Source organism: Pseudomonas sp. PSB11 (assembly GCF_014596605.1).
GTDB classification, from domain to species: domain Bacteria; phylum Pseudomonadota; class Gammaproteobacteria; order Pseudomonadales; family Pseudomonadaceae; genus Aquipseudomonas; species Aquipseudomonas umsongensis.
Genome location: NZ_NOIO01000006.1, coordinates 48,750 through 69,376, shown reverse-complemented (window position 1 = coordinate 69,376; position 20,627 = coordinate 48,750). Strand labels below are relative to the sequence as shown.

Sequence of the window (20,627 nt, the reverse complement as noted above, 5' to 3'; positions counted from 1 at the left end):
GGTGACGGGGCTCTTTCCTGGGGAGCGGCGGGTCCACTCCGGATCAAGCCATTAAAAAAAAATGCCCCGGGCCTGTGGCACTACATAGTTATCGCATCGACCACTGGGCGGCGTTCACGAAACTGTCATGCATTTGTGGCAGCGCGCTTGAACAAACATCATCAGACTCGCGCTCTACTGGGGTTCTGCGTTTCGGTGTTTTTCATGCGTGCACGATTTTTATCGACAGCGGCCTTTTTGGCCTCGTTGTTGTTGAGTTTTCCTTCTTTTTCGGCGTCCCGCTGTGACGTCAATGTGGCCACCGAGCGGGTCAACCTGGATCAGGTAAGCCTGGCGTACCAGAGCATCGGTCGCGCTTCGGACCCGGCATTGCTGCTGGTGATGGGCCTCGGTGGGCAGTTGATTCATTGGCCTGACGAAGTGGTGGTTGCGCTCTGTCAGCAAGGGTTCCGGGTGATTCGTTATGACAATCGCGATGTCGGCCTGTCGACCTGGCGGCAACCCCCGGTCGAGGCCGACCTGACCTTCGAAGTGTTGCGCTATAAGCTCGGCTTGCCCGTGTCGGCGCCTTACACCCTGATCGATATGGCAGATGATGCCCTGGGCCTGATGGATGCGTTACACATCGAGCAATTTCATGTACTGGGCGCCAGCATGGGTGGGATGATTGCCCAGCACATGGCGGCGATGGCGCCACAGCGGGTGGAAAGCCTGACCCTGATCATGAGTACTTCCGGCGCCGAAGGTTTACCCGCACCCAGTGCGGCGCTGCTGCAGTTGCTGGCGCGCCGGGGGGCGCCCAACCGTGAAATCGCACTTGAGCAACAGGCGGACCTGCTGGCGGCACTGGGCAGTCCGTCGGTAACCGATGATCGTCAGGCACTGCTGCATCAGGCGGCACTGGCGTATGACCGGGCATTCAATCCCGAGGGGGCCAAACGGCAGATCCTGGCGATCCTGGCCGAGCCGAGCCGAGTGGCACTGCTCAACCAGCTACGGGTGCCGGCGCTGGTGGTGCATGGCACGGCCGATCCATTATTGCCGGTGATGCACGGCGTGCACCTGGCGGCGCATCTGCGTGGCAGCCAGTTGAAGTTGATACCGGGGTTGGCTCATCGGTTTCAGGAAGCGTTCAAGGCGCCGTTGCTGGCGGCGGTGTTGCCATATCTACGGGCGCATCGAGAGGACACTTCGCATTGGGCGCAGATTGAGCCGGTGTCTGATCACAACCTGCTTTAACGCACGATCTTGTCCACGTGAATGCCCAGTTTCTTCAGCCGGTACCAGAAGCTGCGCTCGGAGATGCCGATCAACTGCGCCGCCGCGGCCTGCACACCGTTGCTCTGCTCAAGGGCTGCCAGGATGTAATTCCTTTCGACTTGCGCCAGTGCGGCTTCGAGGTCTGACGGCACACCCATGCCTTCATTGGGAATGGCACTGCAGGTGGCCGCCGATGCAGCAAACAGGTACGCCGGCAGATCGTCGTCGTCGATGACCGTCCCAGACGCGACGATGGTCGCGCGTTCCACGCAATTTTGTAGTTCGCGAATGTTGCCAGGCCACGAGTAATGGGCCATGGCCTGCAACGCCGCGGGGCTGAAACCGCTGATGCGCTTGCCGGCCGTGGCACCCAGGATTTGGGCGAAATGCCGGGCCAGCGGGGCGATGTCTTCAACCCGTTCGCGCAGGGCGGGGAGGGGGATGGGAAAGACGTTGAGGCGGTAATAGAGGTCTTCGCGAAACTCCTTGTTGGCCACCGCGTCCAGCAGGTTTTTGTTGGTTGCCGCAATCACTCGTACATCCACCTTGCGCTCGCGAGGATCGCCCACCGGCTCGATCACACGCTCCTGCAGCGCCCGCAGGATCTTCGCCTGCAAGGCCAGCGGCATTTCGCCGATTTCATCGAGAAATAGCGTGCCTTTGTCCGCTTGCAGGAAGCGTCCGACGCGGTCGGCGACGGCTCCGGTAAACGCGCCTTTGCGATGGCCGAACATTTCGCTTTCCAGCAATCCTTCGGGGATGGCCGCACAGTTCACCGCGACGAAGGGCTTGTCGGCGCGATTGCCGTGCTTGTGGATTGCCCGGGCGACCATTTCCTTGCCGGTGCCGCTTTCGCCGGTCAGCAAAATCGTCGCATTGCTTTCACGCACCGAATCGATCGCCTGCAACACCCGACGAAAACTCGGGCTGTCGCCGATCAGGCTGTCGATCTGTTGGTGTTCGTCGAGTTCGGCGCGCATGCGCTGGTTGTCTTGGAGGATGTCGCGAAATTGCAGGGCCTTGCTGACGGTGATATCCAGCTCATCGATGTCGAACGGTTTGGCAATATAGTCGAATGCCCCGTTGCGCATCGACTGCACGGCGTTTTTCACGGTGCTATAGGCCGTCATGACGATCACCGGCAGCTGCGGAAAGCGGTTTTTGATTTCCCCCAGCAACTGTGGACCGTCCATGCCGGGCATGCGCCAGTCGCTGATGACCAGGTCGATGTCTTCGACCTCCAGTACCTTCAGGGCGTGCAAGCCATTGCCCGCGGTGAACACCGTGATGCCGTTCTGACCCAGCGCCGACGCCAGCAGGTCGCAGAGCTTGGGTTCGTCGTCGACCACCAGTACGTTATGCGTCATCGCTGGCCTCATCGGACTCGTCGCCATTGCCCGGAATGTAGAGGCTGAATGTAGCGCCGGCGTTTTTTCCACTGCTGCACTCGATGCGCCCGTCATGACTTTCCATGATCGAGTACACCTTCGCCAGACCGAGGCCGGTACCCGAGGCCTTGGTGGTGACGAACGGCGTAAAGATACGCTCGAGCATGTCCGGTTCGATGCCCGGGCCGGTGTCGCGGATGCTGATCACGGTGTATGGCGGATCGCTGCTGATCGCAAGCGTCAGGTGCCCACCGTCGGGCATGGCGTCGATGGCGTTGACGATCAGGTTAAGGCCGGCCTGCTTGAGTTGCCGCGCGTCGGCGTAAAGGGTGGCGCCGGGGGCCTGATCGTCAATGTGCGCGTCGATTTGGTGGTTGGCCAGCTCTGGCGCGCAGAAACCCATCCATTCCTCTACCAGCGGCCGTGCCGCTTGCATGGATCGCAGGGGCGCGCCGGGTTTGGCGAAATCGAGGAAGTCGGTGATCAGGTCGTTGATCCGGCTGACTTCGCTGACGACGTATTCCAGGTGGCGCTTGTCGGCCTCCGGCAGATCGGCGCGCCGATGCAGCAGTTGGGTCGCGGTCTTGATGATGCCCAGGGGGTTGCGGATTTCATGGGCCAGGCCCATGGCTACTTCGCCCAGGGCGTGTAGTCGGTCGCGGCGACGCAGCTGTGATTCCAGATGTTGCAGCTGGCCAAGGCGTTCGCTCATGTGGTTGAAGGTGCTGCTCAATTCCGCCAGTTCGTCGCCGCCGGTCACGACCAGGCGCTGGCGGTAATCCCCGGCAATGACAGCTTGCACGCCCTTGGACAGACCGCGCAGGGGTTTGGTCAGACGCTGCGAAACCAGCCAGCCGACCGCCAGCGAGCCCGCCGAGCTGAGCAGGAAAATCAGGATGAACAGGTTGCTCTGGTTCACCAGCCCGACCAGGCTGCTGTGGCGCAACAAGCCACTGAAGATCACGCCTTGCAGCTCGCCGTTATCATTGAGTATCGGTTGGTAGATTCCGCTGTAGCGACTGGTGAATTGCTCGATGGGCTGTTTGCTCAGGCGCATCGACTGTTCGATTTTTGCCGGCACCTTCAGGGGATGATCCTGGAAGCGTTGGGTCGAGAAAATTTCCGGGAAATCATCGGCCTTGGCCAGGTACAGGCGCAGGTCCAGGGAATGAACATCGGCCACGCTGGTGAGGAAGCTGTTGTCCAGGTAGGTGGCGATCACCAGTTGGTATTGGAGGCCGTCCTGCTCGGTCTCGAAGGTCGAAACCACGGTGCCGGTCGCTACGCCTGCGACTTGCAAGGTTTGCAGCACGGCTCTGGGGGCGGTGCTGATCTGGCGAATCACATCGTCGGCGACACTGCTGAACACCACTTGGTGGTCGTTACTGCGAACCAGCGCCACCACGTCGATGCCCATTGACTCGGCGATGTCAGTGGTCAGTTTGTCGTGTCGGGTCGACAGCCGGTCGGTGGGCGGGCGCGTATAGCGCAAGAACAACTGCGCAGCCCGGGCATGGTCGCGCAGGATCTCGCTGATTTCGTCCTCGACGATCCGGGTCGATTCCTGCAGCCAGATCCGCACGTTGCTGTCGAAGATCTGCGACAACGTGGTGGCCGCGAGTTCGGCGGCGATCATTGTCGGTATTACGCTGACCAGCCAGAAAGCCAGCACCAGTTTGCGCTGCAGGCTCCAGTCGGAAAGGGCGAAAGTTCGGGGGGTGGGGCGTGGGGCTTTGGTCATCGGGTTTCGCTTATCGCAGCAGCCATGGCAGGGTCGGATCGGTCAGGACGGATAAACACTTTCAACCCGCGCAACAAGCCGTTGATCCAGCGGTTTCGGTGGCGAAAAAACACGGTGTTTCCGGTGAACGAGCAACCCAGGCGCAGCTTACCGGCATAGCCGGCCTGGCCGCATGCATAGATCGTAAGGCCATGTTCAATGCAGTAGTCGACATTGGCCAGCCAACTGCGCATGTAGAGGTTGTGTTGGCGGGTGCGGCTGAGGTCGTGGGCGAAAAACTTGTCCACCAGTCGCTGGCCATCCAGCAATACCAGGTTGAACGCGACCAGGTCTTCGCCAAGCCAGTAGAGTACGCAGGCGGCTCGTTCATCGAGTTGTTCCAGCACCTGGCGGAAATAGGCCGCAGGCAAGCGTTCGAACTTCAGGTCGCTGCGGTTCAATGTGGCTTCGTAGAGTTGCATCATGACCGGCAGCAAGTCCTCCACTTCCCGTCGCCACTCGATACTGGGCCCCTGGGTGCGCAAGGTGCGGCGCAGGTCCTTGCGGGTGGATTTGCCGAGGGTGCCGAGGTAGGCATCGAGGCTGTTGAAGGAGATGGGCAGTTCGGCGCCGGGCAAGCCGGGCATGCTGTGCAGGCCTGCGTCTTGGCAAGCCTGCAACCACTGCGGGTCACTGTGCGACGCGTCCTTCACGGCCAACAGGCCAATGCCGGCCTTGTCCGCATCGTCACGGGCCAGGATCAATAATTGTCCGAGCAGGGCGGGGCGCCGGGCAGGCTCGATATGCCGGGCCGTGCCCGCATGGCAACGCTCGGAGACCGGTGAGCCCAAGGCGTAGAGCGGGATATCGAGCAGTCCCGGGCGCCAGCGGCGCAGTCGCTCGCAGATGCGTTTGCCCAGGCCTTGAACGGTGGTGTCCAGTGAATAGGCGGTGGTGAACACCACCGCTGCTGCAACCACGCTCTGGTGCTCATACAAAACCAGATAGCGCCATTGAAAGTCGGCAATGCCTGCCTGTTCAACGGCCCGGTAGTAATCCCAGTCCTCCAGCTCGGCAGGGAAGCAGTCGTTCCACGCACCACGGTCGATGTCCTCAATGGTCGAAAAGGCATGGCCGGTGATCACGGGGGGGGCTTGCCTCATACCCATGGCCGAAAAGCCTGGCCCGTGGCAAGCGCAGTGCTGGACTGCTGCTTGAAACGTTGCTGGATGAAATCCACGCTCAACTCCACCACCCGTCGATACTGCAGGTCGACGGTGATCATGTGGTAGCAGTCGTCGAGGAGTATTTTCACCACCGGACCACCGAGCTTGCGTTCCACATAGTCGGCGTTCCAGCGGCTGGTGATATCGTCTTCGCGCGAATGCACCACCAGTGCCTGGGTGGTGATTTGCGGCATGCGTTTTTTCACTGCCGCGACCAATCGGTGCAATTCGCGAACACTGACCCCGGACATGGTCAACAGCCCGGCATTCCCACTTTCGCCTGCCTTCATTTGCCGCTCGACGATTGCCCGCAGGCGTTCGTCCTTGATGCCGAAGGGGGATTTTTCATTGAAGCGGCACAGGTGTACACCAAAGGGGATCGCCATCAGCAACGGCGTGAGGACAGCCGCCTTGGGCATGTTCCAGCCGTCGTAACGCAAGGTCGTCGAGTACAGCAGCAAGCCTTCGATCTGTCCCGGGTGTTCGGCCGCCAGGTACATCGACAGCACGGCGCCCATGGACAAACCACCGACGAAAACCCGTTCGTGTTTATGGCGCATGCCGCGGTAGGTGTTGCGTGCACTCTCGTACCAGTCGTGCCATCGCGTGGCTTGCAGGTCGGCGTTGTTGCCACAGTGGCCGGCCAGGGTCGGCACGTAGACGGTATATCCCGCTTCCGCCAGGCCCATGGCCACGCGACGCAGCTCCCTCGGGGTGCCGGTCAGGCCATGAATCAGCAACACCGCGACCTTTCCGCTACCGAGAATGTAACCGAGGTTGCCTTCGCCGACGTCGATCGCTGCGGGTGACAGCGTGGCGTTCATCGGTGCATCGCCCGATGCAGCAGGCGATCGAGCAGGGCGATGGCCAGGTCGATTTCCGGGTAGCTGATTTCCAGCGATGGCGCCAGGGTGATCACGTTCTTGTAGTAGCCCCCCACATCGAGGATCAGGCCCAGCCGTGTGCCGTCGATTTCGATGTCGCCCTTCATGCCTTCCTCGACCATGAAGTCCAGGGTTTCCTTGTCCGGTGTAAAACCGTCCGGACCGCATATTTCGCAACGCAGGGCCAGCCCGAGACCATCGACATCACCAATGATCGGGTATCGTTTCTGCAAATCTTTCAAACCGTCGAGAAAATATTTGCCCTTGTTCATGACCATCGCGCCGTAATCGACTTCGCGGGTCATCTTGAACATTTCCAGGCCGACTGCCGTGCCCAGCGGGTTGGAAGCAAAAGTCGAATGGGTCGACCCCGGCGGGAAAATCGTCGGGTTGATCAGCTCTTCCCTGGCCCACAGGCCGCCGAGCGGATTTAGGCCGTTGGTTAAGGCCTTGCCGAAGACAATCACATCCGGTTTGACGTCGAAATGTTCGATCGACCACAGCTTGCCGGTGCGGTAGAAGCCCATCTGGATTTCGTCGACCACCAGCAGGATGCCGTGTTGGTCCAGTACATGCTTGAGTTCGCTGTAGAAGTTCATCGGCGGAATGACATAGCCGCCGGTACCCTGGATCGGTTCGACGTAGAATGCCGCGTATTCGCACTGACCGACTTTCGGGTCCCAGACGCCGTTGTATTCAGTCTCGAACAACCGGGCGAATTGCTTCACGCAGTGGCTGCCGTACTCTTCCTTGGTCATGCCTTTCGGGCCGCGAAAGTGGTACGGAAACGGGATGAAACTGGCGCGTTCGCCGAAATGGCCGTAGCGGCGTCGATAACGGTAGCTGGAAGTGATCGACGAAGCCCCGAGCGTGCGGCCGTGATAACCACCCTCGAAGGCGAACATCAGGCTTTTGCCCTGGGAGGCGTTGCGTACGACTTTCAACGAGTCTTCGATGGACTGCGAGCCTCCCACATTGAAGTGCACACGTCCGTCGAGGCCGAATTTGTTCTTTGCATCGACCGCGATCATCTCCGAGAGCTCGATCTTGCCCTTGTGCAGATACTGGCTGGCGATTTGCGGCAGAGCATCGATCTGCTGTTTCAGCGCATTGTTCAGGCGCGGGTGGGCGTAGCCGAAGTTGACCGCCGAGTACCACATCTGCAGGTCGAGATAGGCCTGGTCGCTGGTGTCCCAGACATAGGAACCTTGGCAGCGGCTGAAAATACGCGGTGGCTCGATGTAGTGAACGGTGTCGCCGTAGGAGCAATAGCGGGCTTCTTTATGCAGAAGGACCTGGTCTTCGGCGGTGGCGATGCGAATATCAGACATGGTGGAAGAGTTCCTGTGCGTCGAATTTGAAAGAGGTGGCGTTGGCGGCGCTGACGCTGGGCAGCAGGGCCAGCAGGGCTGGAAGTTCGGCAAAGCTGTCGAAGCGTGCGTGAGCAATGTCGTGACGTTCGCAGTGCTCGGCCAGGCGATCCTTGGCGAACACGAAGTCAGCGGTGGCAGCCACGCACAGGTCGGACTGGCCGTCGCCGATGACCAGGATCCGGCGGGCCACGGGTGCAGACCTGCACTTGCAATTGCCGGCCGCGGCGCGACAGGCGTCATTGGCATGGGGGAAGTCGATGCGCCAGTGGCTGTGGTCGACCTGGCGCAAGCGGTTGGCGAGGATCGGCAGGAGACTGACGTAGTGGCGCGCCAGGATCCTTGCGATGGCTTGTTCGATGCCGTCGCTGACCACTTCCAAGGATGCGCCCAGGCCAATGACGTGGTCGACGAAGTCGGGGAAGTGCGGATCGATTTCGATGCTGTCGAAGAGGTTGAGCAGTTCGCTTGGCGTGGCCTTGACCAGCGAAAGCTGGCGGCCAAGGCATTCCCTGGAGCCGATGTCGCCCGCGAGCCATGCATTTTCGATCGCTTCCCAGCTCGGGTCGGCGAAACGCTGGAGGATGCTGTCGATCACGTCGGTGCGGGTGATGGTCCCGTCGAAATCACACACGATATGCCAGTCAATCATCTGTTGTACCTATTGGGCAGGGTGCGCTCTGCGCGCTTTCCAAGGGGTAGAGCAGGGACTGTGCCAATCGTGCCCGGCCCCGTGGCATAGGGGGTTTGCCAGGTTTTGTGGTGGGCGCAGCTACAATTTTTGTAGGTCCCTACAATCAACATGAGTGCTTGCGTGGCCAGGGCAATCCGGGGATTGATGCGCGCATGTCCCGCACCAGGAATTGCCTCATGTCGAGGATTGCTTTTGTATTGATCAACACCCTGGCCTGCCTTTCTGGCAGCGTCATGGCCGATGGCGTCACCGGTGAAGCCGGTCCTGGCTTCAGCTATCAGCCCCGCGAACCGAGTGGTAGTGGGTACCAGACCCGCCCGGTGCCGTACCTCGATCTGGATTGGGGTGAACTCAGCCTGGGCAGCGATGACGGGATGACCTGGGACGCGTTGAGCGCCAGCGGTTTGAGCGTCGGTCCATTCGTCAATTACCTTCCTGGCCGCACCGCCAACGGCCAATTGCAGGGTTTGCGCGATGTGCCTGACAGGGCGGTGACGGGCGGGTTTGTGCAATACGCCCCGGCTGATTTCTGGCGGGTATTCGCTTTTGTCGGTCAGACGGTGGGCAGGCGTGGCAGGGGAGTGTTGGGAAGGGTCGGGGGCGAAGTGGGTTATCCACTGGGTGGTGCAATGATCGGCAGTAATAACTTGACCGCGCACTTCGCCAATGCCCGGCACAACCAGACATTTTTTGGCGTCGATGACGATGAGGCTCGTGCCTCGGGGATTGCCCCGTATAGCGCCGGTGGCGGCTTGCAGAAAGTGACCCTGAGCCAGAACTTCGAGTTTCCCCTGGCGCCGGACTGGTCGCTGCTGAGCAGCGCCGGCTGGACTCACCTGAAAGGTAGTGCAGCGCAAAGCAGTATCGTCAAGGCCGTTGGCGCCCGACGTCAGGGCGAAGTTCAGGCGGCACTTGCCTATAAATTCGAGTGAATCCCGTATCGCCTGCAGGAGCCAGACTTGCCGGCGAACCCTACGACACGCCGTATCAGGCACGCCGCTTTCGCGGGCAAGTCAGCTCCTGCAGGGGCGATGACAATGGTTGGGATCAGGCTTCCTCACCTGCGGCCAACATCACGATCCCTGCCATGATCACCGCCACGCCTACCCAGTGCAGCACGCTGATGTGTTCCCCCAACCACAGCCAGGAACCCAGCAATACGCCAACAAACACTAGCGAGCTCAAGGGAAACGCCAGGGACAACTGGCTGCGGCGCAGGATGAGCATCCACACGAAGAACGCACAGACGTAGCAGGCAATTGCCAGCCAGACCCCGGTGTTTCCTGCCACAGCCACCAGCCACTGCAGGTTGAAGTCCATTTGCCCCAGTTCATCGCCGCCGACCTTGGTCGCGATTTGGCCTGCGCTTTCCAACCCGATCAACAGCACCCACAGGACAAGAGTGCCGAGGCGTTCATGCAGCCAGTCGGTCTTGATACGGATCGTCGTGGGTTCTTCATGCATGGACGGCACACACGAGCATGACGCCCGCCGTAATGACCAGCGTGCCGAGCCAGCGTCGTCGGCTGACGTATTCGCCGAGGATCAGCTTGCCCGCCAGCACCACGCCGCAATAGGCCAGCGCCGCCGCCGGAAATAACAAACTCAGTGGTGCCCTGGACAGGGCTTCGAGCCAGATGAAAAACTCGATCACGTAGGCGCCGACTCCGCACCACAGTAGTCGCGCGCTGAACACCTGGCCCCAGAATGCATTCAGCCGAAAACCGCCTTCGAGCGCCGGCAATCGGTCCAGGCCGAGTTTGAAACAGAGCTGGCCAATCACGTCCAGCACAATGGAAATGGCCACCAGCACGATCACAGTGAAGGTCATGGGAACAGCTCCTCCAACAACTCGATCAAGGCCTGGTTGGTCGCGGCATTGCGCAGCAGGTCGGCTTCGCTCCAGCGCTCGGCCGGGGGTTGGTCAGACCTGGCTTCCCAGCGTTTCAGGGCATTACTGAAGCCCGGTCTGGCGTAATCGCCGCAGACGTCGATGCCGAGGATGCGCTTGTCGGCGGCCAGCATGCGAATCGCCTGCAGCAGATGGGTCAGGCGCATTGCGCCCTGGTCCCAATTGGTCGCGGCGTCCTCACTGGCCAGTACATCCTTGTCGATAGTGATCCACACCACTGGTGTCGGCAGGCTGGCAATCAGTTGCTGGAGAAACGCCGACCAGTCCAGCCCGGCCAGGTTGTGCCAATGCAGCAGGTTTCCCTGTTGACGATGCCCGGCACCATCGCCGATCAGCCCCCAGATTCGGGACGGCTCGTGCTGCCAGGGAAAGATTTGCAGCACGCCGCGCCGCAGCGCGCGCAAGTTGCCGCCTTTGAGTTGTGGTCTTTTCAGGTCGTCACTACAGGGGCCGAGGGTGACGATACGCTGGATGTTCGGCAGTTTCAGTGCCTGGTTGACCCATGAGCCACAATGCCGGCGCGGCGCGAACCGGACCCAGTCGGGGTGGTTGTCGAAGTGGATCAGGCTAATGGGTTCCGGCAAGTCGGTGAGAAAGGCCGGGGTCAAATGATGGTAGTCGCCGGAGCCGACGAAGAAGATTTCCGGCTGCGGGCCGCTGTGTTGGGGGCGTTGTCGCAAGCGTTCGCAAAAACGGCGCCAGGTTCGCTCGCTGGACCAAAGCCGCAGTTTGGGGCCGAGGTCGAGCAGGTCCAGGCGATTGGCGCGGCCGCTGTCGAGCAACCGCGCAATCGGTGCTTGGGCAGTCAGGCTGTGGTCGAGGTCTAGAATGTTCAAGGTCGGAATCTACCCTTGCCATACCCCTCCCGGACACCGGCTTCATCGATTATGAGGGCCGGCCGAGGGGCTTTAGAGGGTAGGTGCAAGGGACGGGCCAGCAACTGCGGGCAATCCTGAGCAGCTGTAACAAGAGGTTTTGATCAGCCGTGCAGGCGAACCCAGACGCTGACCAGCGCCGTCGCCGCGATCAACCACGCCACCGCCGCCACGGCCAGCGATGCCTCGAGGCGCATGCGATCGACCAGCACATAGAGGGTTGCCAGGTAGATGAAATAAGGAATGATCGACCACATGCCAAACACGATGGTGGTCTTCAAGTCTTCCAGCGAACGACCCTTGCCGACAATGTAATGGGCAATCAGTGCAAAGGTTGGAAACAGTGGCACCAATCCGGCGATGTAATAATTTCTGGTCTTGGCCAGGGCCGCGAGGATCACCACCACCGCCGCGCCCAGGGTTGCTTTGAGAATCAGATCCATCAGTGGCTCAGCCCGTACTTTTTCACTTTGTCGAACAGCGTGGTCTTGGCCATGCCCAGTTCCTGGCTGGCCTGGGTCAGGTTGCCGCCGCTACGTTGCAAGGCATCGCTCAGCAAGTTGCGCTCAAAGGCCTCCACCGCTTCAGCGAACGCCAGGCCTTGGGCGGCACCGCCCGCACCCGGTTTCTTGAATGCCGGCAGGCCCAGGGCAAATCGCTCGGCGACGTTGCGCAACTCGCGCACGTTACCTGGCCAATCGTGGCTCATCAGGTTTGACAGGGTCTGGTTATCCAGTTCCGGTACGTCGCGGTCGAAACGCAAGGACGACTGCTGCAAGAAATACTCGAACAATTGCAGGATGTCTTCGCGACGCTCGCGCAGTGGCGGCAGTTCCAGGGTCACCACATTGAGGCGGTAATACAGGTCGCTGCGAAATTCACCGGCCTTGCTCGACTCGTCGAGATCGGATTTGGTGGCGGCAATCACCCGGCAGTCGACCGCCACGCTCTGGTTCGAACCGAGGCGTTCGAGGGTGCGCTCCTGCAATACCCGCAGCAGTTTGATTTGCAGGGGCAGGGGCATGCTTTCCACTTCGTCGAGGAACAGCGTGCCGCCGTCGGCATGCTCGATCTTGCCGATCCGCCGTTTGCCTGCGCCGGTGAAGGCGTTGGCTTCGTGGCCGAAGATTTCGCTTTCGAACAGGTTTTCCGGCAGGCCACCACAATTGAGCGCCACAAATTGCCGGGTGTGCCGACGACTGAAATCATGCAGGCAGCGCGCAACCAGTTCCTTGCCGGTGCCGGTTTCGCCCTCGATCAGCACGTTGGCTGAAGTATCGGCAACATTGGCAATGAGTTCGCGCAAGTTCTGCATTGCCGGCGAACGGCCGATGATTCGACCTTCAAGTGAGTCGCGCTCGGCCAGTTGCCGGCGCAACGAAGAGACTTCTCGTGCCAGGCTGCGTTGCTCCAGGGCACGGCGCGCTACATCCACCAGGCGTTCGGGAGAGAAGGGTTTCTCCATGAAGTCGTAGGCGCCTTTCTGCATGGCGCCGACGGCCATGGAGATGTCGCCGTGACCGGTAATCAGCACTACCGGCAAGCTGCGATCGCGGGCCTTGAGTCGGTTCAGCAGTTCCAGTCCATCGATGCCGGGCAGGCGAATGTCACTGATGACGATGCCGGCGAAGTTTTCGCCCACCCGCTCCAGGGCTTCCTCGGCACTGCCGACACCGATGCAGGGAATGTCTTCCAGGGTCAGTGCCTGCTGGCAACCGAGCAAAACATGGGGGTCGTCTTCGACGATCAATACACTAAGGTCGTTGTTCATATTGGCTCAGCGGAAGTGGGGCTTACCAACGGTAAACTGAGGACGAAAGCAGTACCACCGCTGGCCGGGTGTTCGACACCCAGGTGACCGCCAGTGGCGGCGGCCAGGCTCGCGGAAAGGGTCAGGCCGAGGCCCAGGCCTTGTTCGCCGGGCTTGGTAGTGAAAAATGGTTCGAACAGGTGTTTGCGCGCTTCGGCATCGATGCCGTGGCCATTGTCCCGTACACGCAGCCGATATTTACCCTCCAGTGCTTCGCCTTCAAGCCACAATTCGGGCTTCGGCTGCGCCTGCATGGCGTCCAGGGCATTGCCGACCAGGTTGACCAGGATCTGCTCCAGACGGGTCTGATCGATCTGCATTTGCACATCGTCGAAGTGGCGATGCACTTGCAGATGGGCGTTTTCCACACGCCCGCCGAGCAATTGCAAGGCGGCGTCCACGGCTTTGCCAAGACAAGCCTGGCCCTTGTCGTCACCGCGTCGGGCGAAGGAGCGCAGGCTGGCGGTGATCCGGCCCATGCGGTCGATCAATTCGTTGATGGTCTTGAGGTTGGTGCTGGCCACATCCAGTTGACCGCGCTCGAGAAACCGCACGGTGTTGCCGGACAAGGTGCGCAGCGCCGCCAACGGCTGGTTCAATTCGTGGGCGATACTGGTGGACATCTGGCCAATCGCGGCGAGTTTCCCGGCCTGCACCAGTTCGTCCTGGGCACGGCGTAGCGTCTCTTCGGCGTGACGACGCTCGCGGATCTGCCCCTTGAGCCGCTCGTTGCTGGCGCGCAGGTCGGTGGTGCGTTCGGTAATCCGACGCTCCAATTGGTTGTTGGCTTCCTGCAAGGCTTCTCGGGCAGCGAGGCGGGTGGCGATCACTTTGCGTCGCTCGTTCCAGGCGATCAGCAGGAACGCCACAAGGGCAAAGGCCACGGCCACCAGTATCCCCTGGTTGATCGCTTCGCGGCGCAGATCCTGCAGTGGCGTGAGCAGGGTGAAATTCCACGGGGTATCGCTCAAGGGACGCGTTTGCGCCAGGTAGCTGATGTTTTCGTCAGCGGAATCCAGTTCGCTATTGGCGGGGAAGGTGAGTTTCTCCGCGCCCTCGGACAGGGTTTCCCGGGCCAACGGTTGCAATTCGTTCAGTGGGAACCAGTAGTACTGGAGACTGCGGGCGAGCTTTTCCTTGGTTTCTTCGCTCAGCGGCACCACCGATTTCAGGCGTCGAGCGGGGTCACTGGAGAGAATGATGATGCCGTTCTCGTCGCTGACGAAGGCTTCCAGGCGCGCGCGTTGCCAACGCTCCTCCATGGCCTCGAGGCGGACCTTGACCACCGCGACGCCGATGATCTTGCCGTGTTCTTCCAGGCCATGGGCCAGGTAGTAACCGGGTTCGCCGTTGGTGCTGCCAATGCCATAGAAGCGCCCGGGCTGGCCACGCACGGCGTCCTGGAAATAGGCACGGAAAGACAGGTCTTCACCCAGGTAGCTGTCGACGTCGCGCCAATTGCTGGTGGCCATGACGCGGCCGGTGGTGTCCATCACGTAGATGGCCCGGCTGCGGCTGCGCCGGTTCAGGCCTTCAAGGTAATCATTGACGGTCTGCCGGTGCTCCGGCGTCGGGTCGGCCAACAGCTTAGAAACACTGGTTTCGAGTTCCAGCAGGCTGGGTAGGTATGTGTATTTGCTGATCTCGCTCTCGACAGCGCGGGCGTGCAGTTCCAGCTGGCGCTGGCCATTTTCGCCGAGGCTGCGAATACCATAGTGCTCACTGGTCCAGAAGCCGATGTAACCCAGTCCGATCATCAGCGCGATGATCAGCGGCGGCAGGAACAAATGACGAATCAGGCGAGGTTTCACGGCGAGTGATGGCGACGTGGCGCGATAGAGATTGGGGTCGCATTTCATCACAGATGCCTTGGGTCAACCAGCGTCGGCCTCCTGTAGGAGCGAGCATTTGTGGCGAGGGGATTTATCCCCGTTCGGCTGCGCAGCAGTCGCCAAACCATTGCATGCGGTTTGACTTTTGAATGCCGGGGCCGCTTCGCAGCCCAACGGGGATAAATCCCCTCACCACAGAGCTCGCTCCTACAGAGGGGCGGCCGTGTTGCTGTTAATGTTGCAGGATCTTGTTGAGGAAGTGCTGCGTACGCTCGGCGCGGTGGCTGATATCGCCGAAGAACTCCTCTTTCCTGCAGTCTTCGATGATCTTGCCCTGGTCCATGAAAATCACCCGGTCGGCCACTTTGCGGGCAAAGCCCATTTCGTGGGTCACGCACATCATGGTCATGCCTTCATGGGCCAGTTGCACCATCACATCCAGCACTTCGTTGACCATTTCCGGGTCCAGCGCCGAGGTCGGTTCGTCGAACAGCATGACGATCGGGTCCATCGCCAGCGCGCGGGCAATCGCCACGCGCTGCTGCTGACCACCGGACAACTGTCCCGGGTGCTTGTGGGCGTGAGCCGAGAGGCCAACACGCTCCAGCAGTTGCAGGCCTTTCTTGGTGGCCTCTTCCTTGCTACGGCCCAACACCTTGATCTGCGCGATGGTCAGGTTCTCGGTGATGGTCAAGTGCGGAAACAGTTCGAAATGCTGGAACACCATGCCCACCCGCGAACGCAGTTTCGGCAGGTTGGTCTTCGGGTCGGCGATGGACGTGCCGTCGACCACGATGTCGCCTTTCTGGAACGGTTCCAGGGCATTGACGCACTTGATCAGGGTCGACTTGCCGGAACCGGATGGCCCGCACACCACGATCACTTCGCCTTTCTTGACCTCGGTGCTGCAATCAGTCAGCACCTGGAAGTCCCCATACCACTTGTTGATGTTTTTGATAGAGATCATACGGCGAACCTTTTTTGCAGACGCTTGACCAGCAGCGAGGCGGAAAAGCTGATGATGAAGTACACGAGACCTGCGAAGATCAGGAACTCATTGGAGCGGCCAATGATGTCGCCACTGGCACGCGAGGCATTGAGGAAGTCCACCAGGCCGACGGCGTATACCAGCGAGGTGTCCTGGAACAGGATGATGCTCTGCTGCAGCAACAGCGGGGTCATCTTGCGGAACGCCTGCGGCAGGATGATCAGGCGCATCATCTGGCCGTAAGTCATGCCCAGCGCCTTTGCAGCCCCCATCTGGCCCTTGGGAATCGACTGCACGCCTGCGCGTACGATTTCGCAGAAGTACGCCGCTTCGAACATCATGAACGCCACGATGCAGGAGGTGAACGCACCGATCGGCGTGTCTTCGCCAGTGATCCAGCGCAGCACGAACGGCACCGCCAGGTAGAACCAGGTGATCACCAGCAGCAACGGGATCGAGCGGAAATAGTTGACGTACGCGCCGGCCAGGTTGGACAGCAATTTGTTGTGCGACAGACGGCACAGCGCCAGGATGGTGCCGAGGATGATCCCGCCGATTACGCCCATGGCCATCAGCTTGAGGGTCATGACCATGCCGTTCCACAGGCCAGGCAGGGACGGGATGATGCCCGAGAAGTCGAATTCCATCATTTACCCCCTACGGAAATCAGGCCCGGTACGGCGACTTTCTTCTCGACCAGGCGCATCAGCAACATCAGGCTCATGTTCAGGGTGAAGTAGATCAGCGTGGCCAGGGTGAAGGCTTCGAACAGGTTCGCGGAAAACTCGGCAGTCTGTTTGGTTTGCGCCAGCAGCTCCATCAAACCGATCAGCGAGGCCACGGAGGTGTTCTTGAATACGTTGAGGAATTCCGAGGTGAGCGGTGGAATGATGATCCGATACGCCTGGGGCAGCAGTACGTTCCAGTAGATCTGCGGCAACTTGAAGCCCATGGCGCGGGCAGCCGATTCCTGGCCGCGGGGCAGCGCCTGGATACCGGTGCGCACCTGTTCGCAAACGCGAGCGGTGGTGAACAGGCCCAGGCACACGACAACGCTGAGGAAGGCCGAGGTGGTCGGGTTCAGGTCCTGCTTGTACCACTCTTGCAGGTCGGCAGGCAGCAGGTCGGGTACCAGGAAGTACCAGATGAACAGCTGAACCAGCAGCGGCACGTTACGGAAGAGTTCGACGTAGCAGGTGGCGATGCCCGATACGATGCGGTTCGGCACGGTGCGCATGACGCCCAGGATCGAACCCAGTGTCAGGGCAATGATCCAGGCCGCGATGGCGATGCCGATGGTCCAGCCCAGGCCGGCGATGTACCAGTCGAGATAGGTCTCGCTGCCAACGCCAGTGGACTTGAAGAACACGCCCCAGTCCCAGTTGTAATTCATTAGGGTCTCCCCTTGAGATCAATCGATGTACCCGCTTGGGGGAAGCTCCGTTCCCGCCCGAACGTGATGCTCGGGCACACGCCACCGGCTCGACAGCCACCAGTTCGAGTGTTTCCAGAAATGCCAGCAGGGAGTGACAACCTCCCGAGAGGGCAGTGGCCCTCTCAGGAGATAAGGTTAGTCAGAAATCAGGATTTCTTGTCGTCAGCCGCTTTGTCGGTCGGATTGGCGATCAGGGCCTTGAGCTCGTCGCTCATCGGGAAGTTCAGGTTCAGGCCTTTTGGCGGAATCGGCTGCATGAACCATTTTTCGTAGATCTTGTTGATCTCGCCCGACGCGTAAGTGGCCTTGATGGCGTCATCCACGGCCTTTTTGAACGGAGCATCGCCTTTGCGCACCATGCAGCCGTAGATTTCGTAGGACTGTGGCGTACCGGTCACGGCCCAGTCACTGGCTTTCTTGGCCTTGGCCGCTTCACCGGCCAGCAGGGCGTCGTCCATCATGAACGCAACGGCGCGACCGGTTTCCAGCATCTGGAAGGACTCGCCGTGGTCTTTGGCGGAGATGACGTTCATGCCCATCTGCTTGTCGGCGTTCATCGCCTTGAGGATGCGCTCGGACGTGGTGCCGGCGGTGGTCACGACGTTCTTGCCGGCCAGGTCCGGGAAATCCTTGTACTTGGAGTCTGCCTTGGACAGCAGGCGGGTACCGATTTCGAAGATGCCGACGGAGAAGTCGACTTGTTGCTGGCGTTCGACGTTGTTGGTGGTCGAACCGCACTCCAGGTCCACGGTGCCGTTCTGTACCAGCGGAATTCGGGTTTGCGAGGTGACGAGGTTGTATTTGACCTGCAGGTTCGGCAGATCCAGTTCTTTTTTCAGGGCTTCGACGACTTTCAGCTGGATGTCGTGGGAGTAGCCGACCGGTTTGCCGGAAGCGTCCGCAATGTAGGAGAAAGGAATGGAGGCGTCACGATGCCCGAGGGTGATGACACCGGACTCTTTGATCTTCTTCAGGGTGCCGGTGAGTTCGGCGGCGAAAACTGGCGTGCTGATCAGAGCGGCAGCAATGGCTGCGCCCAGGATATGGGGAACGATGCGCATCAAATTTTCCTCGACATTGTTTTTTTTATGGAGCCAGTTCGTCGGCCCTTTTGTGCTTCGAATGCCTGACGGCTCCTGGAGCGTCGGTACAACAAGCATTCGTCCAAGAGTGTAGAGCATGACTCGTGCCAGGCCAGGCTCGATGGCTCAATACATTGATTTATAAGGAGATTAAATATTTATTGAGGTTTTTTTAGTTAAAGGAAATCCGGTTAACCGAATCGACGGCCCAGTCGCGTTCGGAAAACCGAATGCAAAAAGATCGCAACCTGCGGCAACTCGCTCTGTAGGAGCTGCCGCAGGCTGCGATCTTTTGATCTGCTGCTCTATTCAAGCAATCCGTCAGGCTGCTTCAATCTTGCTGCGGTTCTGTTCGACCTTGCTCAAGTAATCGGCGAGCCTTTGCTGTTGCTCGGGGGTGGTGAACAAGCCGAGCTTGCTGCGTCGCCACAGAATGTCGTGGGCGCTGGTTGCCCACTCTTCGCTGCACAGGTAATCGACTTCGCGGGTGTAGAGACCGCCGCCGATGTGTTCGCCCATGTCATTGAGGTTCTGTACGCCTTCGAGCATGCGCCAGGTGCGACTGCCGTAGGTGGTGGCCCATCGGCGCGAGATTTCGCTGGGGATCCAGTCGAACTTGTCACGGATCTGCGCGCTCAGCGCCTGCGGTGTGCTCATGTCCTCGCCGCCCGGCAGGGTGGCGTTGGCGGTCCAGCTTGGCAAGATGTGCGGGAAGTACGACGCCAGTTGCGCCAGCGCCGATTCGGCCAGCTTGCGGTAGGTGGTCAGTTTGCCGCCAAATACCGACAGCAGGGGCGCTTCCTCGCCACTGCCCGACAGCGCCAGGGTGTAGTCGCGGGTGACGGCCGATGGGTTGTCGGACTCGTCGTTGCACAGCGGACGAACGCCGGAGTAGCTGTGCAGGATATCGCCACGGCCGATCTGTTTTTTGAAGTGGGCATTGACCACTTGCAGCAGGTAATCGGTTTCGGCCTCGGTAATCGCCACTTTTGCCGGATCACCGGTGTACTCGCGGTCGGTGGTGCCGATCAGGGTGAAGTGATTGAGGTATGGAATCGTGAAGACGATGCGCTGATCTTCGTTTTGCAAGATGTGCGCGTGATCGCCTTCATAGAGCTTCGGCACGATCAAGTGGCTGCCCTGGATCAGGCGAATACCGTAGGGCGATTCCATTTTCAGGTCGTCACGAATGAACTTGGCGACCCAGGGGCCGGCCGCGTTCACCAGCGCCTTGGCGCGGATCGAAAACAGGCTGCCATCGGCACGCTCTAGGTGCAGGTGCCACAAGCCCTTGGTGCGACGCGCGCTGACGCAGCGGGTCTGGGTGTGGACGTGGGCGCCTTTTTCCCGGGCGGCCATGGCGTTCAATACCACCAGTCGGGCATCGTCGACCCAGCAGTCGGAATACTCGAAACCTTTGGTGATTTCACTTTTCAGCGCGCTGTCGGGGCCGAACTTCAGGCTTTTGGAACCGGCCAGCTTTTCCCGTTTGCCCAGGTGGTCATAAAGGAACAGGCCGGCGCGGATCATCCAGGCCGGGCGCAGGTGCGGGCGATGCGGGAGTACAAAGCGCATTGGCTTGACGATGTGCGGGGCCTTGGCCAGCAGCACTTCGCGCTCGGCCAGGGCTTCGCGCACCAGGCGGAATTCGTAATGTTCAAGGTAACGCAGACCGCCGTGGATCAGCTTGCTGCTGGCCGACGAGGTGTGGCTGGCCAGGTCATCCTTTTCGCAAAGGAACACCGAGAGCCCGCGGCCCGCGGCGTCTGCCGCGATCCCTGCGCCGTTGATTCCGCCACCGATGACGGCGATATCGTAGACCTCGGCGAGAGGTGGCGTAGGTGAAAGAGAAGTGGGCATCGGCTAAGGCCTCGGGATTCTTTGATTTTCTGTATTTGAATTCGAACATTAATGTTCATTTGCGAAAATCTTAGCCCATAAAGACGCGCACAGCCAGTCGACTTCGATTGAAAAAACTCATCGAAGGACGGTTAAAGGAAAATATTCGAACATTTTAATAAGGCAGGCGAGGGCTTGTGGCGAGGGGATTTATCCCCGTTGGGCTGCGCAGCGGCCCTGAAGCCTGCACCCACGGTGTACCTGGTACACCGGGTGCGAAGGATTTGCGACTGCTATGCAGCCGAGCGGGGA

19 protein-coding genes are annotated in these 20,627 nt (G+C 60.2%); 2 read left to right on the top strand and 17 right to left on the bottom strand.

Annotated elements, in window-relative coordinates; all coding sequences use genetic code 11:
- The first annotated feature begins 204 nt into the window (after positions 1-204).
- Positions 205-1,239, top strand: coding sequence for an alpha/beta fold hydrolase (locus CGA21_RS09790; protein WP_188264113.1), 1,035 nt, complete (start codon positions 205-207; stop codon positions 1,237-1,239).
- Here CGA21_RS09790 and CGA21_RS09785 read toward each other — a convergent pair.
- The 6 genes from CGA21_RS09785 to CGA21_RS09760 are packed head-to-tail and all read right to left on the bottom strand — an operon-like array spanning position 1,236 to position 8,500.
- On the bottom strand, positions 1,236-2,627 hold the full coding sequence (locus CGA21_RS09785) for a sigma-54-dependent transcriptional regulator (RefSeq protein WP_188264112.1): 1,392 nt from the start codon (positions 2,625-2,627) through the stop codon (positions 1,236-1,238). The two genes, CGA21_RS09790 and CGA21_RS09785, sit on opposite strands and share 4 nt — an antisense overlap.
- Positions 2,617-4,389, bottom strand: a complete 1,773-nt coding sequence (locus CGA21_RS09780; protein ID WP_110752721.1) for a sensor histidine kinase — start codon at positions 4,387-4,389, stop codon at positions 2,617-2,619. The genes CGA21_RS09785 and CGA21_RS09780 overlap by 11 nt, the downstream gene beginning before the upstream one ends.
- Positions 4,386-5,513 (bottom strand): GNAT family N-acetyltransferase, encoded by a 1,128-nt coding sequence (locus CGA21_RS09775; RefSeq protein ID WP_188264181.1) that lies wholly within the window; start codon positions 5,511-5,513, stop codon positions 4,386-4,388. Before CGA21_RS09775 ends, CGA21_RS09780 begins: the two co-directional genes overlap by 4 nt.
- Positions 5,514-5,527: 14 nt before the next feature.
- Positions 5,528-6,418: an alpha/beta hydrolase gene (locus tag CGA21_RS09770; protein WP_411157066.1), complete on the bottom strand. Its 891-nt coding sequence runs from the start codon at positions 6,416-6,418 to the stop codon at positions 5,528-5,530.
- Positions 6,415-7,809 carry an aspartate aminotransferase family protein gene (locus CGA21_RS09765; RefSeq protein ID WP_110752725.1) on the bottom strand — a complete coding sequence of 465 codons (1,395 nt, stop codon included), beginning with the start codon at positions 7,807-7,809 and terminating at the stop codon, positions 6,415-6,417. The genes CGA21_RS09770 and CGA21_RS09765 overlap by 4 nt, the downstream gene beginning before the upstream one ends.
- Positions 7,802-8,500 carry an MtnX-like HAD-IB family phosphatase gene (locus CGA21_RS09760; protein WP_188264111.1) on the bottom strand — a complete coding sequence of 233 codons (699 nt, stop codon included), beginning with the start codon at positions 8,498-8,500 and terminating at the stop codon, positions 7,802-7,804. Before CGA21_RS09760 ends, CGA21_RS09765 begins: the two co-directional genes overlap by 8 nt.
- A gap of 218 nt (positions 8,501-8,718) precedes the next feature.
- On the opposite strand from CGA21_RS09760, the gene CGA21_RS09755 reads away from it, so the two are divergent.
- Positions 8,719-9,474 carry a MipA/OmpV family protein gene (locus CGA21_RS09755; RefSeq protein WP_188264110.1) on the top strand — a complete coding sequence of 252 codons (756 nt, stop codon included), beginning with the start codon at positions 8,719-8,721 and terminating at the stop codon, positions 9,472-9,474.
- A 115-nt stretch (positions 9,475-9,589) separates the two neighbouring features.
- Here the strand turns inward: CGA21_RS09755 and CGA21_RS09750 are convergent, their stop codons facing one another.
- The 11 genes from CGA21_RS09750 to glpD form a co-directional block, all read right to left on the bottom strand.
- Positions 9,590-10,006 (bottom strand): EamA family transporter, encoded by a 417-nt coding sequence (locus CGA21_RS09750; RefSeq protein WP_110752731.1) that lies wholly within the window; start codon positions 10,004-10,006, stop codon positions 9,590-9,592.
- Complete coding sequence (locus CGA21_RS09745; RefSeq protein ID WP_110752733.1) at positions 9,999-10,373, bottom strand: transporter; 375 nt, start codon at positions 10,371-10,373, stop codon at positions 9,999-10,001. The genes CGA21_RS09750 and CGA21_RS09745 overlap by 8 nt, the downstream gene beginning before the upstream one ends.
- Positions 10,370-11,290, bottom strand: coding sequence for an arginase (locus tag CGA21_RS09740; RefSeq protein WP_188264109.1), 921 nt, complete (start codon positions 11,288-11,290; stop codon positions 10,370-10,372). Before CGA21_RS09740 ends, CGA21_RS09745 begins: the two co-directional genes overlap by 4 nt.
- Before the next feature lie 143 nt (positions 11,291-11,433).
- On the bottom strand, positions 11,434-11,763 hold the full coding sequence (locus tag CGA21_RS09735) for a GlpM family protein (protein ID WP_177411659.1): 330 nt from the start codon (positions 11,761-11,763) through the stop codon (positions 11,434-11,436).
- 8 nt (positions 11,764-11,771) lie between these two features.
- Positions 11,772-13,100 (bottom strand): sigma-54-dependent transcriptional regulator, encoded by a 1,329-nt coding sequence (locus tag CGA21_RS09730; RefSeq protein WP_188264108.1) that lies wholly within the window; start codon positions 13,098-13,100, stop codon positions 11,772-11,774.
- Positions 13,097-14,998 carry a sensor histidine kinase gene (locus CGA21_RS09725; protein ID WP_188264107.1) on the bottom strand — a complete coding sequence of 634 codons (1,902 nt, stop codon included), beginning with the start codon at positions 14,996-14,998 and terminating at the stop codon, positions 13,097-13,099. The genes CGA21_RS09730 and CGA21_RS09725 overlap by 4 nt, the downstream gene beginning before the upstream one ends.
- 205 nt (positions 14,999-15,203) lie before the next feature.
- Entirely contained in the window at positions 15,204-15,938 is a 735-nt protein-coding gene (locus tag CGA21_RS09720) for an amino acid ABC transporter ATP-binding protein (RefSeq protein ID WP_110752742.1), read from the bottom strand.
- Positions 15,935-16,606 (bottom strand): amino acid ABC transporter permease, encoded by a 672-nt coding sequence (locus CGA21_RS09715; protein ID WP_020800743.1) that lies wholly within the window; start codon positions 16,604-16,606, stop codon positions 15,935-15,937. The genes CGA21_RS09720 and CGA21_RS09715 overlap by 4 nt, the downstream gene beginning before the upstream one ends.
- Positions 16,606-17,352, bottom strand: coding sequence for an amino acid ABC transporter permease (locus tag CGA21_RS09710; RefSeq protein WP_020800742.1), 747 nt, complete (start codon positions 17,350-17,352; stop codon positions 16,606-16,608). Before CGA21_RS09710 ends, CGA21_RS09715 begins: the two co-directional genes overlap by 1 nt.
- A gap of 188 nt (positions 17,353-17,540) precedes the next feature.
- Positions 17,541-18,455, bottom strand: coding sequence for a glutamate/aspartate ABC transporter substrate-binding protein (locus tag CGA21_RS09705; RefSeq protein ID WP_188264106.1), 915 nt, complete (start codon positions 18,453-18,455; stop codon positions 17,541-17,543).
- Positions 18,456-18,797: 342 nt separating this feature from the next.
- Positions 18,798-20,336, bottom strand: a complete 1,539-nt coding sequence (gene glpD, locus CGA21_RS09700) for a glycerol-3-phosphate dehydrogenase (protein WP_188264105.1) — start codon at positions 20,334-20,336, stop codon at positions 18,798-18,800.
- Between the last annotated feature and the right edge of the window lie 291 nt (positions 20,337-20,627).

Excerpts from the sequence above, each read along its gene's own strand:
- CGA21_RS09790 (WP_188264113.1), top strand. The coding sequence starts at position 205 with ATGCGTGCACGATTTTTATCGACAGCGGCCTTTTTGGCCTCGTTGTTG.
- CGA21_RS09785 (WP_188264112.1), bottom strand. The coding sequence starts at position 2,627 with ATGACGCATAACGTACTGGTGGTCGACGACGAACCCAAGCTCTGCGAC.
- CGA21_RS09780 (WP_110752721.1), bottom strand. The coding sequence starts at position 4,389 with ATGACCAAAGCCCCACGCCCCACCCCCCGAACTTTCGCCCTTTCCGAC.
- CGA21_RS09770 (WP_411157066.1), bottom strand. The coding sequence starts at position 6,418 with ATGAACGCCACGCTGTCACCCGCAGCGATCGACGTCGGCGAAGGCAAC.
- CGA21_RS09765 (WP_110752725.1), bottom strand. The coding sequence starts at position 7,809 with ATGTCTGATATTCGCATCGCCACCGCCGAAGACCAGGTCCTTCTGCAT.
- CGA21_RS09760 (WP_188264111.1), bottom strand. The coding sequence starts at position 8,500 with ATGATTGACTGGCATATCGTGTGTGATTTCGACGGGACCATCACCCGC.
- CGA21_RS09755 (WP_188264110.1), top strand. The coding sequence starts at position 8,719 with ATGTCGAGGATTGCTTTTGTATTGATCAACACCCTGGCCTGCCTTTCT.
- CGA21_RS09750 (WP_110752731.1), bottom strand. The coding sequence starts at position 10,006 with ATGCATGAAGAACCCACGACGATCCGTATCAAGACCGACTGGCTGCAT.
- CGA21_RS09745 (WP_110752733.1), bottom strand. The coding sequence starts at position 10,373 with ATGACCTTCACTGTGATCGTGCTGGTGGCCATTTCCATTGTGCTGGAC.
- CGA21_RS09730 (WP_188264108.1), bottom strand. The coding sequence starts at position 13,100 with ATGAACAACGACCTTAGTGTATTGATCGTCGAAGACGACCCCCATGTT.
- CGA21_RS09725 (WP_188264107.1), bottom strand. The coding sequence starts at position 14,998 with ATGAAATGCGACCCCAATCTCTATCGCGCCACGTCGCCATCACTCGCC.
- CGA21_RS09720 (WP_110752742.1), bottom strand. The coding sequence starts at position 15,938 with ATGATCTCTATCAAAAACATCAACAAGTGGTATGGGGACTTCCAGGTG.
- CGA21_RS09715 (WP_020800743.1), bottom strand. The coding sequence starts at position 16,606 with ATGGAATTCGACTTCTCGGGCATCATCCCGTCCCTGCCTGGCCTGTGG.
- CGA21_RS09710 (WP_020800742.1), bottom strand. The coding sequence starts at position 17,352 with ATGAATTACAACTGGGACTGGGGCGTGTTCTTCAAGTCCACTGGCGTT.
- CGA21_RS09705 (WP_188264106.1), bottom strand. The coding sequence starts at position 18,455 with ATGCGCATCGTTCCCCATATCCTGGGCGCAGCCATTGCTGCCGCTCTG.
- glpD (WP_188264105.1), bottom strand. The coding sequence starts at position 20,336 with ATGCCCACTTCTCTTTCACCTACGCCACCTCTCGCCGAGGTCTACGAT.